This is a genomic window from Roseobacter sinensis (genome assembly GCF_025755255.1).
Taxonomy (GTDB): domain Bacteria; phylum Pseudomonadota; class Alphaproteobacteria; order Rhodobacterales; family Rhodobacteraceae; genus Roseobacter; species Roseobacter sinensis.
This window is the reverse complement of sequence record NZ_JALIEB010000027.1, coordinates 1-14,809: the sequence shown is the minus strand read 5'-3', so window position 1 is coordinate 14,809 and position 14,809 is coordinate 1. Positions and strand designations below refer to the sequence as shown.

At 60.4% G+C, this 14,809-nt stretch carries 12 protein-coding genes; 10 read left to right on the top strand and 2 right to left on the bottom strand.

The features are described 5' to 3' along the window. Positions 1–10: 10 nt before the first annotated feature. The gene (locus MUB52_RS21880) at positions 11–868 is read right to left on the bottom strand and encodes a LuxR C-terminal-related transcriptional regulator (RefSeq protein ID WP_263846284.1); all 858 of its coding nucleotides are present in this window, start codon (positions 866–868) and stop codon (positions 11–13) included. Between the two features lie 117 nt (positions 869–985). Here MUB52_RS21880 and MUB52_RS21875 point away from each other — a divergent pair, with 117 nt between their 5' ends. The 7 genes from MUB52_RS21875 to MUB52_RS21845 all read left to right on the top strand — a co-directional run bounded on the left by MUB52_RS21875 (position 986) and on the right by MUB52_RS21845 (position 8,077). Then, the gene (locus MUB52_RS21875) at positions 986–1,885 is read left to right on the top strand and encodes a BKACE family enzyme (RefSeq protein ID WP_263846283.1); all 900 of its coding nucleotides are present in this window, start codon (positions 986–988) and stop codon (positions 1,883–1,885) included. Between the two features lie 31 nt (positions 1,886–1,916). Further along, complete coding sequence (dctP, locus tag MUB52_RS21870) at positions 1,917–2,921, top strand: TRAP transporter substrate-binding protein DctP (protein WP_263846282.1); 1,005 nt, start codon at positions 1,917–1,919, stop codon at positions 2,919–2,921. 69 nt (positions 2,922–2,990) lie between these two features. Further along, on the top strand, positions 2,991–3,512 hold the full coding sequence (locus MUB52_RS21865; protein ID WP_263846281.1) for a TRAP transporter small permease subunit: 522 nt from the start codon (positions 2,991–2,993) through the stop codon (positions 3,510–3,512). After that, positions 3,512–4,828 carry a TRAP transporter large permease gene (locus MUB52_RS21860; RefSeq protein WP_263846280.1) on the top strand — a complete coding sequence of 439 codons (1,317 nt, stop codon included), beginning with the start codon at positions 3,512–3,514 and terminating at the stop codon, positions 4,826–4,828. The genes MUB52_RS21865 and MUB52_RS21860 overlap by 1 nt, the downstream gene beginning before the upstream one ends. 5 nt (positions 4,829–4,833) lie before the next feature. Then, positions 4,834–6,861, top strand: a complete 2,028-nt coding sequence (locus MUB52_RS21855; protein WP_263846279.1) for an alpha-ketoacid dehydrogenase subunit alpha/beta — start codon at positions 4,834–4,836, stop codon at positions 6,859–6,861. 5 nt (positions 6,862–6,866) lie between these two features. Continuing rightward, on the top strand, positions 6,867–7,271 hold the full coding sequence (locus MUB52_RS21850) for a RidA family protein (RefSeq protein WP_263846278.1): 405 nt from the start codon (positions 6,867–6,869) through the stop codon (positions 7,269–7,271). Continuing rightward, positions 7,268–8,077 (top strand): HpcH/HpaI aldolase family protein, encoded by an 810-nt coding sequence (locus MUB52_RS21845; protein ID WP_263846277.1) that lies wholly within the window; start codon positions 7,268–7,270, stop codon positions 8,075–8,077. Before MUB52_RS21850 ends, MUB52_RS21845 begins: the two co-directional genes overlap by 4 nt. A 249-nt stretch (positions 8,078–8,326) precedes the next feature. Here the strand turns inward: MUB52_RS21845 and MUB52_RS21840 are convergent, their stop codons facing one another. Further along, on the bottom strand, positions 8,327–9,352 hold the full coding sequence (locus MUB52_RS21840) for a serine hydrolase domain-containing protein (protein ID WP_263846276.1): 1,026 nt from the start codon (positions 9,350–9,352) through the stop codon (positions 8,327–8,329). Positions 9,353–9,822: 470 nt separating this feature from the next. Between MUB52_RS21840 and MUB52_RS21835 the strand changes: the two genes are divergently transcribed. The 3 genes from MUB52_RS21835 (at position 9,823) to MUB52_RS21825 (ending at position 14,771) form a co-directional block, all read left to right on the top strand. After that, the gene (locus MUB52_RS21835; protein WP_263846275.1) at positions 9,823–10,452 is read left to right on the top strand and encodes a hypothetical protein; all 630 of its coding nucleotides are present in this window, start codon (positions 9,823–9,825) and stop codon (positions 10,450–10,452) included. A gap of 26 nt (positions 10,453–10,478) precedes the next feature. Next, positions 10,479–13,076: a CARDB domain-containing protein gene (locus MUB52_RS21830; protein ID WP_263846274.1), complete on the top strand. Its 2,598-nt coding sequence runs from the start codon at positions 10,479–10,481 to the stop codon at positions 13,074–13,076. 309 nt (positions 13,077–13,385) lie between these two features. Further along, entirely contained in the window at positions 13,386–14,771 is a 1,386-nt protein-coding gene (locus tag MUB52_RS21825) for a transposase (RefSeq protein ID WP_263846273.1), read from the top strand. Positions 14,772–14,809 lie beyond the last annotated feature (38 nt).

Below are 14,809 nucleotides of genomic sequence, written 5' to 3'. Positions count from 1 at the left end.
GCGTTCTAAGCTACAATCGCGCGGCTTCCGTTCGGTTCCTCACGCCGAGCCGTTTCAGGATTGCACTGACATGCAGTTTGACCGTGCCTTCGGAGATACCCAATTGGTCTGCGATCTCGAGGTTGGACGCCCCCTTTCGAATCATGACCAGGATTTCCCGTTGTCGTTTGGTCAGCTTCGGGTCGATTTCGGAAGCGCCGCTTGTGGGCTGTGACTTGCCCGACAGAACCAAACCCCGTGTGGCGAGAAGGGCCTTTTCGAACGTACCGAAGCGGTCGGACACGTCTGAGATGCAGGCCTCGACATCTGCCCTGTTTTCCGTATCGACGATCGTCAAGGCTGTGATCGCGCTGCGCAAGGCGCTGAGCGGGGCGGCAAGATCTTGAGCGGCAATGTAGTTCAGCCGGCCTTCAGCGACCTCGCTCCGGCGTGCCTCGGATAAGGCCCGCTCCAGGGCATCCAAAGCCTCGCGCCGGTCCGTGATGTCCAACGCCACGCCGTCCCAGATCACCGTGCCGTCGTCTTCGCGCCGGGGCTGTCCAAGGGAGCGGACCCAGCGATACGCACCGTCAGGCGCTTCGACACGCACTTCGATGTCCAGTGGGGTCAGGTCGTGCGCGGACAGTTCCAGTGCTTCGACAAATTGCGCCCGCTCGTCTGGGTGGATCCAACCGTGGTCTACCGCATCGGCCTTCATCAGCTCGTCAGGGTTCAGGCCAAACGAATTCTGAATGCCGGAACTGACGTAGATGTAGCGGTACTTTCCGTCCGGTGTGCGCATGCGCTGCATCGTGTGACCGGGGAAATGATCGGCCAGAAGATCCGCCACATCATGCGTGCGGTTTGTAGGGACTTGATCTTCATTCATATGCCTAAAGATATATAAAATGGAACGTTATTCAACAAAAATATAACTTACTATATGACTTTTGCGCTGAATGGTGTATATCTTTCTCAATCCGGTGCACCGGAGAGGGAGGACACATTGGACAAGATCATCATCGAAGCTCGTGTGAACGAGCTGGCGACACGACGCGGCAATCCTCATGTTCCGTTCTTGCCGTCGGAGATCATTGCGGATGCAAAGGCCTGTTATGACGAAGGGGCGTCGGTGGTCCATTACCACGGACGCACGGCGGATGGAGCGCCGGAGCATGCCGCAGAGTTTTACCTTGAAACAAACGCGGGCATCCGTGCGCAGTCAGACATCCTTATCCACCCGACTTTGGGCTATGTCGCCAACGAAAGCGATGCGAAAGGCCGGTTCGCGGCGATCGAAGAGATGATGAAATCGCCTGACACCGCGCCTGACTTTGCGCCGATGGATACTGGCAGCGTGAACGTCGACTGGTGGAACCCCGAGGAAGGCAGATACGACACGACCGAGCTGATCTACAAGAACTCCACCGGCACACTGATGCACTTCGCCGAGCGCATCAAACATCACGGCCTGAAGCCATATCTGGTCAGTTGGAATGTCAGTTTCACCCGCCAGATCGAACAATTCCTGAAGATGGGTGTGCTGACCGATCCCGCCTATATTTGTTTCTGCATGACCGATGAGATCATCTTTGCCGGCCATCCCGGAACCGCGGCCGGTCTGGATGCCCATACTGCGTTCCTCCCGCAAGGTTTCGACTGCGTCTGGACCGTGGTGAACTACAAGGGCGACCTCTTCGAACTGACCGAGAAGATCATTCGCCAGGGCGGTCATGTCTCGATCGGTTTGGGTGACTACGCCTACAAAGACGGCGCCCGGCACCTGAAGAATGCCGAGGTGGTCGCGAAAGTTGCAGCGCAAGCCCGTGCCCTGGGACGTGAGCCTGCCACCGTCGCGGAAACGCGCACCATCCTCGACATGCCGAAAGTCAAGATCGCGGCCTGAAGCCAGCATAGAAGTCCATAGGGAGGAAACCATGAAACGGACCAAGCTTTTCGCGGGTGCAGCACTGCTGGCATTGATGGCCAGCGGAGCCGCAGCCGAGACCTTCAAGATGCAAACGTTCCTGGGTGCGACAGCGGCCACGACCAAAGCCTTCGAAGACATGGCGGCACAGCTGAAGGCCGACACAGGTGGGGAGGTCGACATTCAGGTCTTTCCAAGCGGTGCGGTTGTCGGCCCGACCGAAACCCTCGAAGCGGTGCGCAACGGGCTGCTCGATGGGCACTACACCGGTCCGACGTTCTTTGCCGGGGTCGACCCGGCCTTTGCCGTGCTGGGCGACACGCTGTCGGCCTATCCCAACACGGATGTGCGCGACAAATGGTTCGTCGAAGGCGGCGGGCTCGAGTTGGGCCGTGCCCTGTACGCCAAGTACGATATGCACATGATCTGCACCGTGCACTGGCCGCAGGAGCAGATCCCCTCGACCGTGCCAATCCGCAGCGTGGATGACTTCCAGGGCATCAAGATCCGCGCCCCCGGAGGGCTTCCGTCGGATCTGCTGACGCGGGCAGGTGCTTCGCTGGTGAACCTGACGCCCGGCGATGCAATCAGCGCGCTTGAAACCGGTGTGCTGGATGCTTCGGATCTGGCCAATGTCGGGCTGAACATGGCCTTCGGCATGTACCAGAACGCGCCCTATTCGATTTTCGCCCGCCACTCGATGCCCGTCACGGAGATGTCGGTTTCCATGGCCAAGTGGAACGGCTTGTCGGACGACGCCAAGGCCAAGTTCGAAGCAGCGTGCCAGACCCTCTCCGCTACGCTGGAAACGACATTGGGCGAGCAGGAGATCGCAGCGATCGAAAAAGCCAAGTCGGAGCTGAATGTCGAATTCATCGAGTTTGGCGAGGCTGATGCCGAGAAGTTCCGCAACATGCTGCTTGAGGTATGGGACGATTGGGGCGGCCGAAATGGCGACGCGCAGGCCATCGTGGATAGCCACAAGGCCTACATGAGTTCCTTGGGCATTCTCTAGGAGCGGCCGGGTGTCGGGGCGCGCAGTCTTCCGTTCGCTCCGATGCAAACCTCTCCGCCAGGGGCCGATATGACTTGGCTGATCGGAAAATTCGCTGAAACGGCCGCATATGGCTTCGCAGTGATCGTCCTCATGATGGTCTACGAGGTCGTGGCGCGCTACGGGTTCGGCGCGCCGACCTTCTGGGCGCATGAGATTGCGGGGCTCCTGGGCGCGGTCGCCTTCCTGCTGGGGGGCGCCTATTGCATGATCGATGGATCGCATATGCGGGTCACCGCCCTGACGGACCGGATGCCTGCCGGGCTGAAGTGGATGGCTGACGGGCTGGCGTTGATCTGCGGCGCCGTCTATCTGGCTGCGCTGACCTTCTCGGGCTGGCAGATCGCCGAACGATCGCTTTTTCGTTTCATGCCGGATGGCAGCTGGTTTCCGGAACGTTCGGGCAGTTCGTGGAACACGCCGCTGCCCGCCTTTGTCAAATTCGCCTTGTTTCTGGGCGCCGTGCTTTTTCTTGCGGTCGTCCTGCAACAGCTGGTCGCCTGGCTTCGGCAAGGTCGGTCTTCGTCCGAACCTGACCGGGCGCCCCGCTGATGGACATCGCAACGATCTCGGTGCTGATCGTCGCGGCGATGTCGGTGTTGCTGATACTGGGCGTCCCCGTGGCCTTCGTCTCTGGCGTCATCGCAGTTGTCCTGGCTTATGCCAACTTTGGCGTCGCCGGGTTCTTTCTGATTTCAACCCGAACGGCCGAGTTTGTCAGTTCGTTCTCCCTGATCGCGGTGCCGATGTTCGTTCTCATGGCCTCGATCATGGAGAAATCCGGGGTTGCCCGAGATCTCTACCGCGCCTTCCACGTCTGGGCCGGATCCGTGCGCGGGGGCATCGGGGTCGTGACCACAGGCGTCGCGGTTCTCTTGGGCGCGACCACCGGCATCATCGGGGGAGAGATCGTGCTGCTGGGCCTCATCGCTCTGCCGCAGATGCTCAAGCTGAATTACGACCGCAAGCTGGCCATTGGCACAATTACGGCCGGCGGGTCGTTGGGCACCATGATCCCGCCATCGATCATTCTGATCTTCTACGGCCTGACAGCCGAGGTTTCGATCTCTCACTTGTTTCTCGCAACCCTCGTCCCGGGCCTGATGCTGGCCACGTTCTATGTGGCCTACATCCTGATCCGCTGTGGCCTCAACCCCGATCTGGGGCCACCATTGCCGCCTGAAGACCGCGATATGCCGCTGGGTGAGAAGCTCGCGGTGTTCAAAGGTGTCGCGCTGCCCATGGCTGTTGCGGGTGGCGTTCTGGTGTCGATCTACGCGGGTTTCGCCTCCATTACCGAAAGTGCGGCCTTGGGTGCATTCGGCGCGGCGGTCGCGGCCTGGGTGCGCAACGCATTCAGCTTTGCCATGCTGAAAGATGTACTGATCCAGGCGCTGAGAACATGCGGCATGGTGTTTTGGCTGGTCTTCGGCACCAACGCGCTGATTGGCGTCTACAATCTGATGGGCGGGATCACCTTCGCGTCGAACATGTTGGCGGGTATCAGCCCTGAACCGGCCATCATCCTCACCGTAATGATCGGTGTCTTCATCCTCCTGGGCTTCTTCATCGATTGGATCGGCATCCTCTTTCTGACCATGCCCATCTTCCTCCCGGTTCTGACGCAACTGGGATATGACCCGATCTGGTTCGGGATCGTCTTCAACTTGTCGATGCAGATTGCCTATCTGACGCCACCCTTCGGACCGGCCTGTTTCTATCTGAAGGGTGCGGCGGGTGACAGCCTGGAGCTGACCGAAATCTTTGCGGCGCAATGGCCATTTATTGGCTTGCAAATCCTTGCGCTGTTTTTTGTCGTCATGTGGCCGGACCTGTCGCTTTGGCTGCCGCGGCTTGTTTACGGGTGATTGATATGGCTCACGTCCACATCCTCGACACTGTAGCGCGGACCAGCCCCGGCAATCGCATGGGCCCGGACGAATTGCGCGCCGCGCTGATCATGATGCTGCGCATCCGCCGCTTCGAGACTCGCGCAAAAGAGCTGTTTTTGAAAGGCGTGATCAAGGGCACCGCACATTCCAGCGTCGGGCAGGAGGCGATTGCCGCAGGGGCCTGCGCCGCATTGGGCCCGGATGATTTCCTGCTGACCCATCACCGCGGTCATGGCCACACGATCGCCAAAGGGTCTGACGTCGCGCGTATGTTTGCCGAGCTCATGGGCCGGGCGCCCGGCTATTGTGCGGGGTTGGGCGGATCGATGCATATCGCGGACTTCGAGCGCAGGATCCTGGGTGCCAACGGCATCGTCGGCGCGGGCATGGGGCTGGGGACGGGCGCTGCGTTGGCCGAGCAGCTGAATGGCACCGGCAACATCGGTATCACATTCTTTGGCGATGGGGCCGCGAACGAAGGCATCTTCCATGAGGCGATGAACCTTGCTGCCATCTGGTCCCTGCCTTTGATCTTTTTCTGCGAGAACAACCAGTACGGCCTGACCACGGCGACCGAGGCCGTGACGGCGGGCCCGTCCATCGCCGCACGCGGTGACGCCTATGGCGTGCTCAACGAACGTATCGACGGGAATGACGTGGCCGCCGTATTCGAAGCGGTTGAACGTGCGGCCCTGCGGGCCAGAGCAGGGGAGGGGCCGACGCTGATCGAGGCCCTGACCTACCGCTGGGATGATCATTCCATGCGCGCCAACCTGCCATCCTATCGTACTGATATGGAGGAGGAGGATTGGAGGCGCCGCGACCCAATCGCCCGCCTCCGGGATCATCTGGTTGCCGCGAAGGACTTGGATGGTGACGACTACGACACCCTTGTGGCCCAGGTCGAAGCCGAGATTGAGGAGGCCATTGAGTGGGCGCGTGCGCAGGCAGAACCGGACATGGATCTGGCCTTGTCGCATGTTCTCGCGCCCGTGGGCCTCAGCTATTCCGAACCAGGCCCCGGCGCCCGCACGCTGACCTATGCGCAGGCGATCACCGAGGCGTTCGCCCTGGAGATGGAGGCCGATGATGACGTCATAATTTTGGGCGAAGATGTCGGCGAAACCGGCGGTATCTTTGGCCTCACGCTTGGGCTTTGCGAGCGCTTTGGCGCAGCCCGCGTGCGGGACACGCCCATCTCCGAAGGCGCGATTTCCACCTGCGGCGTCGGCGCCGCGATGAGCGGCAAGCGCGTTGTGGTCGAGGCGCAGCTGTGGGACTTCGTCACCCTGATGATGGATGCCATCGTCAATCAGGCGGCCAAGGCACGCTTCATGTTGGGTGGCAAGGCCCGGGTGCCCATCGTCTTTCGCGGCCCGCAAGGCGCCGGCATCCGGCTTGCCGCACAGCATTGCCAATCGCTTGAGATGTTCTTTGCCAATGTCCCCGGGTTGCAGGTCTATGCCCCTTGCAGCGCCTATGATGCCAAGGGCCTCATGGCCACCGCAATCGCGCAGGACGGCCCCGTCGTGTTTCTCGAACACAAGCTTCTGTACCTCGGCGCGGCGCAGCCCGTTCCGGAGGCGCGCTATCACATCGCACCCGGCAAGGGCCGTGTCGTGCGTCCGGGCCGCGATTGCACCGTGATCGCCACACTCGCCATGGTCGACCGCGCCGTGCAGGCCGCCGAAACGCTTGAGCGCGAAGGAATCAGTGTCGAAGTCATTGACCCCCGAACCATCAAGCCGCTCGACGCGGACCTGATCTGTAGCAGTGTCCGCAAGACAAACCGTGCTGTGATTGTGCACGAAGCGCCGCTTTTCGGCGGCTTTGGTGGAGAGATTGCAGCCACCATCCAGGATAAGGCCTTTGACTGGCTGGATGCCCCCATCGCCCGCGTCGGTGCGCCAGAAATGCCCGTGCCTTACAACGACCGGCTGGAGCGCGCCTACATGCCCGACGCCACCCGCATCATCGAAGCCGTGAAATCCGTCTGCTACAGGAGCTGAGCGCCATGCCCAACCGTAAAGTGATTATCCCCGAGGGGATGGAGAACATCTATGACACGTACCATTACGCCCCTGCGATCCAGGTTGGAGATACGCTTTATCTCTCGGGGCAGGTCGGGCGGGATGAGAATTTGAACGTCGTTGAAGGGGTCGAAGCGCAATACATACAAGCGTTCGAGAACGTACAGAAAGTGCTGAACGCAGCGGGCGCCACTTTCAGCGACGTGGTCGAGCTGGAAACCTGGTTCACCGACAGCATGGCGGATCTGAAGACCTTCCTAAAGGTCAAGGATCGTTACTTCACCGATCAGTACCCGACCTGGACCGGCTTCGCCGTGAAGGGGTTTTCGATGCCCGGTATTCTGGTCGAGATCAAATGCAAGGCCATATTGGGCCTCGATCCGGCATGACGCGCGACCTGAAATCCCTTCTGGTCTCCGAGACCACACATATCGGCACATGGACCCAGATCGCCGCACCTGAGATGGTCGACCTGATCGGTTTGAACGGCTTCGAGTTCACGATCATCGATTGCCAGCACGGACCGTTCGGGATCGAAACGGCCGAGAACCTGGCGCGCGCCGCAGATGCAAATGATATCGCGGTGGCGCTGCGCGTTGCACGCAATGATCCTGTCGAAATCATGAAAGCGCTGGATGCTGGTATCCGGCATGTGGTTGTGCCCAATGTCGAAACTGCCGAACAGGCGGGGCAAGCGGTGGCCGCCACACGCTTTGGCCCGCATGGTCTGCGCGGTGCGTGCCCCTGCTGCCGATCCGGCGGGCACTTCATCCGCAACTGGGAAGACTATGTCATTGCAGAGGAGACGCGCACAGGCGCCATCGCCCTGGTCGAAACGGCCGAGGGCCACCGCAACATCGGCGCGATCTGCACGACCCCGGGACTGTCCGCACTCATGGTCGGACCTTTCGATCTGGCCGTCTCGATGGGTCTGAACGGCAACTGGCGGGATCGCGCCGTGATCGAGGCCGCGAAAGACATGCTTCAGGCGGCGAAAGACGCGGGCCTGCCGGCAATCATGCCCGTCTTCGCTCCGTCCAAGACCGAATGCGCAGAGTTGATTGCGGAGTGGCGCAGCTACGGTGTGTCATGTTTTGTCATCGGATCGGACAAGATCATCGTGGCCGAAGCATTCGCAGCGTGGTCCTCCGTGCTCACAGCCCAGACGAAAGCCGGCTCGGCCACCTCGCCGTAGTGCGCAGGGTCATCCTCGTGTGGTGTACCAATCGCAGCGCACCACATCCCACCCGATGGACCACATTTCAGCATGACCTCGCGGTTACAGTCGGCGGCCTTTCCAATTGGACTTTCGGGTCACATGAGAGGGCCCGAAGCTTGCCCGCTGAAGATGATCCCGCTCAGTTTGGTTCCGGACATCTGTTGCGTCGCCGCACCGCCGCGGAGCTGTGCTGCGATTATGGCCTGGGCGTTCCTTGCGAGGGCTTCACTCGGGCCCATGAATCGCATGATCGGCATCCAAGACACGTTGCATTTGGCCATTGCGGTTCGTCACGCCTGCACGAACTCTGCCCGACACGGGATCAGCAGCCATTGCCGCTTCAAAGCCTTCATTCCGACCGTCGTGCGAGATAACCCCCTCCGCATCTACAAAGACACCATGAGCGACGCCTCGCGTGACTGGTGTGATCATCTGTCGGGCCAAGTCGGGAGGTAACAGGGCAGCATCATCACCGTTGAGGGAGACAAGGATCGACTGCATGATCTTTACCAAGTCCGCCGCAGTCGCCCAAAGGCCTGCAGCCGCGCTTTCGGGATGGCGTACGAAATCTCCCGCAACCGGCTGCCCGTTTTCCAAGACCCCAAGCGCATACGCGCTGCGCGGCTTGAGCTCGAAGGTCGCCGCGGTCGCGCCGATCGGGCCGAATATGTTTGCGGATGCATATTGTGCAAAACTCTCACCAGCGACATCCTCGATAAGGCACTGCAGCACGGTGGTTCCGCCGCCGCTATAGTCGTAGCGTTTGAACAACCGCCTCTCTGTGCGAATGGGCGGTGAGTTCGCAGGCGGTCTTCCGTTCAGGATATCGATGAGGCCAGGGATATCTTCGCCGGCACGGTACCCTTGGAAACCGTGAATATTCGTGCCGGCCGTATGCGAGAGCAGTTCCGAAATCGTCGCTCCATCACCGCCCGGACCGGGCAGTCGCCATCGCTGAAGGTAGTCGTTGACCGGCCGGTCGAGCTCGACGTGTCCATCTCGGATCAGCGTAAATACCGCGAGGGCCGCGACCGTTTTGGAGCATGACGCCACCTGAAACAGCGTTTGATCATCGACCGGCGTGCCCGCAGATGCCATGCCGCCATGCGCCAATCGCAATCCATCATCAGTCAGCTCGGCGATTTGCCATCCGGTCTGATCGTCTATTTTGGCGAAGGACGCCGGTGCCAGAGCAGTTGCAACCGAAGCCAGCCCCAAAAATGTAAAACGTCTTCGGTTCATTGGGTCCATAGTCTCTGCTTTGTCACACTCCGTCGGATCGTGACGGAACCTAATACACCATAGTTGCAACAAGCAAAAAGATCGTTCAGCCCTGTAGGGCAGGACAACAAGAGAGATGCAAATAGCGTCTTGGTGCGTTACTTCGAGCCTCTTGCATCAACCTGCGGTGTCTAGGGAAAGCTGGCGGGAAAACGGTCTTGAGACCGGGGCAGGCCAAGCTCGGCTATGGCCGCGCCGCAACCGTACTGGCAAGCTGCAGTTGCGTTCAAGATCCTACAGTTAACTTCGCTCGGTTCAGATCATCGGCGGTGCGCCCTGCATCACGTTTGACTGACAGGCCCTGCCGATCGTCGCACATCCAGCGGCAGTGGGTCTGAGCCAAGATTGGCCGATCGCGTGCAAAAAATTGAACAATGAAGGACGTACCGCCACTTTTATGGTATATTCTTGGCATAGATACATAGCGTCGCGAGGTGTCCATGAACCGATTGCGACCCACAACAGTCGCTGCAATCTGGATGCTTTTCTTATCCGGCTTGCCGGCCTCCTCGGACTATGGTCCGCTCACACTTTTCCAGTTGCTGATCGCCAGCGATGTGGTGGTGATCGGCGACGTGCAACGCCTGGAAGAGTCGCAGTACGACCTGAAGCTGACGCAGAGTTTTCGGGGCGCCAATCCCTCGGAGACGCTGCAGATCCTGCGTGAGAACGTCTATCCGCACGAGACGCGGTCAGGTGACTTTGCGGTCGGACAGCCGATCACACTATTCGGCAACCGGGCGGAGGACATGCTGGTCCGACCTCTGGGTCGGGCCGCTGAAGGTGAAATCCTCCGCGATGCAGAGCATGTCTATGTGCGCGCGATGTCGCGCCCACCTGCAACACTCATCCGCGTGGATGTGCCCGGCGGAGAGGGCAAAGCATACCGCATCGAAGCGGAGGTTTTTGACCAAGCGCTGGAGGGGTTTTTTGGCTGCTACGACCTGACGGAGCAAGAGGACTTTTCCAGGCGGTGTTCCAATCAGGCACTCGCCAGCTACCAGCAAAGCTCCTGGTTGGCGGCTCACCTGGCGGGGATCGCAGAACGACGTATTCGAAGGGGAGATTGACCATAATCGATTGAAAGGATCGACCAATGACATTGTTTCGCGCATTACAGATTGCAACGGGCCTATTTCTCGCCCTCGTCTTCACAATCACTGGCACCGACATACGCGCCGCCTCGGTCGATTGTCAGGCCGACCGGTCAGGCGACGGGCTGGTTCTCTATCTCTACTATCCGACCGTTTCGGATTCAGCATTTCCGTCGCCGATGTTCGGCGAGGTCACCTCGCCGCTGGCACCGTTCGACGCGAATGATCTCGACCCGGCCCTGGGGTCTACGGCGGACTATCGCAACGCCATCACAGAGAGGGTCCGGACCGACTACTGCGAGTTCGACGTGCGGGTTGTGCAGACGACAAGCGCCAACGGCACCACCGACCCGGTGCCAACGGATGACAACTACTACGTCGTCGGCATCGGCAGCGATCCCGGCAACGGCTTCTTCGGGGTGTGCTGCAACAGCAGAATGGCCCGCGTCTTCGCAGGAACCTTCGCAAACGGCGCGGTCGACGGTGGGAGCTTTGACGGCCTTCTGACCCCCGGTGACGGCACACTCGACCGGTGGGCCAACGCCATCGCCGGGACGACATCGCACGAACCCGGGCATAGCACGATCCTGGGAAACCCCGGCCATGACGCGGCCGACCCGCGCCCGGGCGAGGATGCCAGAGAGAACCATATCATGGACACGCCGCCCGCGGCGGACCGGATCGAAGACCGGCATTTCAGCGACACAAGCTATGAAGCGCTGGCCGGAGCGCTGGGCCTTTACGAGCAGACCCTGAGCAACTGGGATTTCATCAATCCGAACAGTTCGGCTGCGGACGGTCTGCGGATTACGGTTTTGATCGATCCCGATGCCGACGCGCCCGAGATCGGCTCGGTCTACGATGGCGGGCTTAGCCCCTGGAGCGATGCCGAGATCACAGCAGCTGGCACGACCACCTTCCAAGGCGATCCCTATGACCGCTACACGATCACCTTCACCGGCGCCCAAGGCTGGAACAACGGCGACAGCGGAGAAATCCCGGCCGGTGAGGAGTTTCACGTCGGCGTTGGGCTGACCGAGAACTATATCGTGAACGATGTCACCCTGCTTGCCGATGATGCGCCGATGCAGCTGCATCCCCGGGTGGTCGGCTACACACCGGATGGCTCCTTCAATCCCGAAACCGGCGACTATCATCTGACCCTATCGGTGCCGGATCCGGAAAATGGCCCCATGCTCGTCTCTGACGTCCGCATCCGGCATCTGCCGCGCACCCTGTCGATCAACGAGATGACATCGACAGGCGTCATGCTCGGCGTCGATGGCCGCCCGCTGATGCCCTGGCAGGATCGTGATGGTGGGGATGTGGCCGTGGCGGGCGCTGCGGACCTCGCTGTGGCCAATCTCGCTGAAGAGCGGGCAGTTGACTACTTCCGTGAAGCGGACCCCGACTGCGGCATGCTGCCAGATCTGCCCCCGGTTCCGGACCATCTGTTTCTGGAGCTGCCTTACTGCGAGGAAGGACCGGTTTTGGGGCTGTTCCCCTCCGCCCGGGTCTACGTTGAAGCAACCATCACCGATCCGGACGCAACATACTACGATCGCAACACCGGCACCATGGTCACCGGCCCCTTGTCAAACCGGATCTTCATCCAGTTCACTGGTCAGATCCCCGATCTCAACGGCAATGGTGTCGACGATGCGATCGACATCGATACCGGTGCGTGTTCTGACGACAATGGAAACGGCGTTTGCGACGTGGCTGAACCCACCCGCTATCGCTATGCCGCGAAGCTGGTCTGCGGCGATCAACCCGAGGCACCCAGCGACGGGCGGCTCGTGCGTGGTCACTATGCGACAACCGTCAATATCCTGAACGTCTCGGACGCGCCGGCACGGATCAAGAAGTTCCTGTCACTCAGCTACCCGCCGGAGGAGCAGGTTCAGGGCGACGTCTTGTCGATCGCAGTCGATACGCTCGAGCCCGGACATGCGCTGAAGACCGATTGCGCCGATGTGGAGCGCCGGCTGTTTCCGAACGGGTTCCCGACGCCCTACATCGAAGGTTACATCGCGCTGGAAACGGCCGCGCGCCTCGATGTGACGGGGGTTTACAGCAGCCGTGACACGATCGCAGCCCCCGCTTGCCGGCATCCCGGCGATCACCACGGTTGTAAAAGCGGCTGCGACGATCGTCCGCAAGGGGGATGTCCTAGCGCGCCAGCTCTCTCGACCACGCTTGAAGTGGTTCCGGCCCGGGAGTACGTGATCGAAGCCCAAACGCCAATCGAGATGTGCGCTGATCTCACGGTCACCGATATCGGCCAGCCGCGTGTGTCCTGCCCGCAAGGGGCGGGCTCCTGCGTGACCGAGCTTGACTATGAGTTGGCGAACGTTGGCAATGCGGCCAGCGGTCCGTTCCAGTCGCGTGCGGTGCTGGACCCGACACAGTCCGTAACGGTTGGCAGTGGTGTTCCGAACCTGCTGCCGGGTGCCACGACAACGCTGCAGATCAGCACGCCGCCCGGCGGAAACTGCTTTGACCCTGATTGCACGGTCAGTGTCACCGCAGACATATCGGACCGCGTGGTGGAATGCCGCGAGGATAACAACACCGCGATGGAAACCACGCAGGGGTGATGCGATCCAGACCCCGAGGGGCAGGCATCGGATGCCTGTCCCTCGGGCGCGAGAATGACGGTCTCACTGCGCAAGTGGTTCTGAGAAACATGGCGATCAACCAGATCGAAACCGCACGCAGACCTCCTGTCTTTTGTCGATCAATTGCAAATCAAGCACCTCGCAGGATCCGCCCTTGCTTGCGGATGGACGGCCTACCACCAGGTTATGGCGGCGCCGCAGCAGCAGGCCTTATTCTGTTGAAAAACTCTTTCTTGATCGATTGGCAAGTCGCTGATTCAATTCTCCTAGCGAGCGGGAGGATCAGCCATGTTGGGACCGAAGCAAGAAGCTCAGGCGGCTTTGTTCTACGAGTTCTCGATTGAGGATCACGTCCCGCAAGACCATCTGCTGCGCTCGATTGATCGCTTTGCCGATCTGGGGACAATCCGCGCGCATCTCGCCGATTTCTACAGCGACACTGGGCGCCCGTCTGTCGATCCGGAGCTGCTGATCCGAATGCTGCTAGTCGGGTATTGCTATGGCATTCGGTCCGAGCGGCGGTTGTGTGAAGAGGTGCATTTGAACCTCGCCTACCGCTGGTTCTGTCGTCTCGATCTGAACGACCGCGTTCCTGACCACTCTACCTTTTCGAAGAACCGGCATGGGCGTTTCCGCGACAGCGAATTGCTCCGCCATCTGTTCGAGACGACGGTGGCGCGGTGCATCGCCGAAGGCCTCGTCAGCGGCCAGCGCATGGCTGTCGATGCCAGCCTGATTGAGGCTGATGCGAACAAACAATTCTCCGCATCAAAGGAAGAATGGGACGCCGGCCGGATCGATGTCGAAGCTGCGCCGCGTGCTGTGAAGGAGTATCTCGACACGCTGGATGAGGCCGCCTTCGGTGCAGCCAGTGATGTAAAGCCCAAGTTCACCTCCTTTTCTGACCCTGCTAGCCAATGGACTGCGGCACGCAAAGGTCCTGCATTCTTTGCCTATTCTGACAACTACCTCATCGACACCGATCACGGTGTCATCCTCGACGTCGAAGCCACACGCTCGATCCGACAGGCCGAAGTTGGCTCAACAAAGACAATGCTGGATCGCGTGAAGGCCAAGTTCGATTTGCATCCCGAACGGCTGATCGCCGATACCGCTTATGGCTCTGGCCCGATGCTCGGTTGGTTGGTGGACCGTAAGATCGCGCCCCACATCCCAGTCATCGATAAAGCTGGCCGCAGTGATGGCACCTGGACCCGTGCCGACTTTGAATGGGATGCCGAGAACAACCAATACGTCTGCCCCGAGGGCGAAGCGCTGAAGCAGTTCCGCCGCAACTACTCAGACCCCAATCGCGGCCCCACGGGCAAAGGTGTCGCCAAGTACCGCGCGCTTAAGAATACCTGCCAAGCGTGTTCGTCCAAAACCGAGTGCTGCCCGAACATGGACTTCCGCTCCATCACCCGCGAAGAGCACGAAGACGCCCGCGACGTCGCGCGTGCCATCGCGAAAACATCCCAATACAGACTCTCAGCGAAGCTTCGAAAGAAGGTCGAAATGCTCTTCGCCCACCTCAAGCGCATTCTCGGCCTCGGACGGCTGCGATTGCGCGGCCCATGTGGCGCAAACGACGAATTCCTCCTCGCCGCCACCGCCCAAAACCTCCGAAAGCTCGCAAAGATCTTTCCTGCACCGCAGCAAACGCGGAAAGCCTGATCACAGAGGCACTCGCGCCCTGTTCAGATAGCGACTTT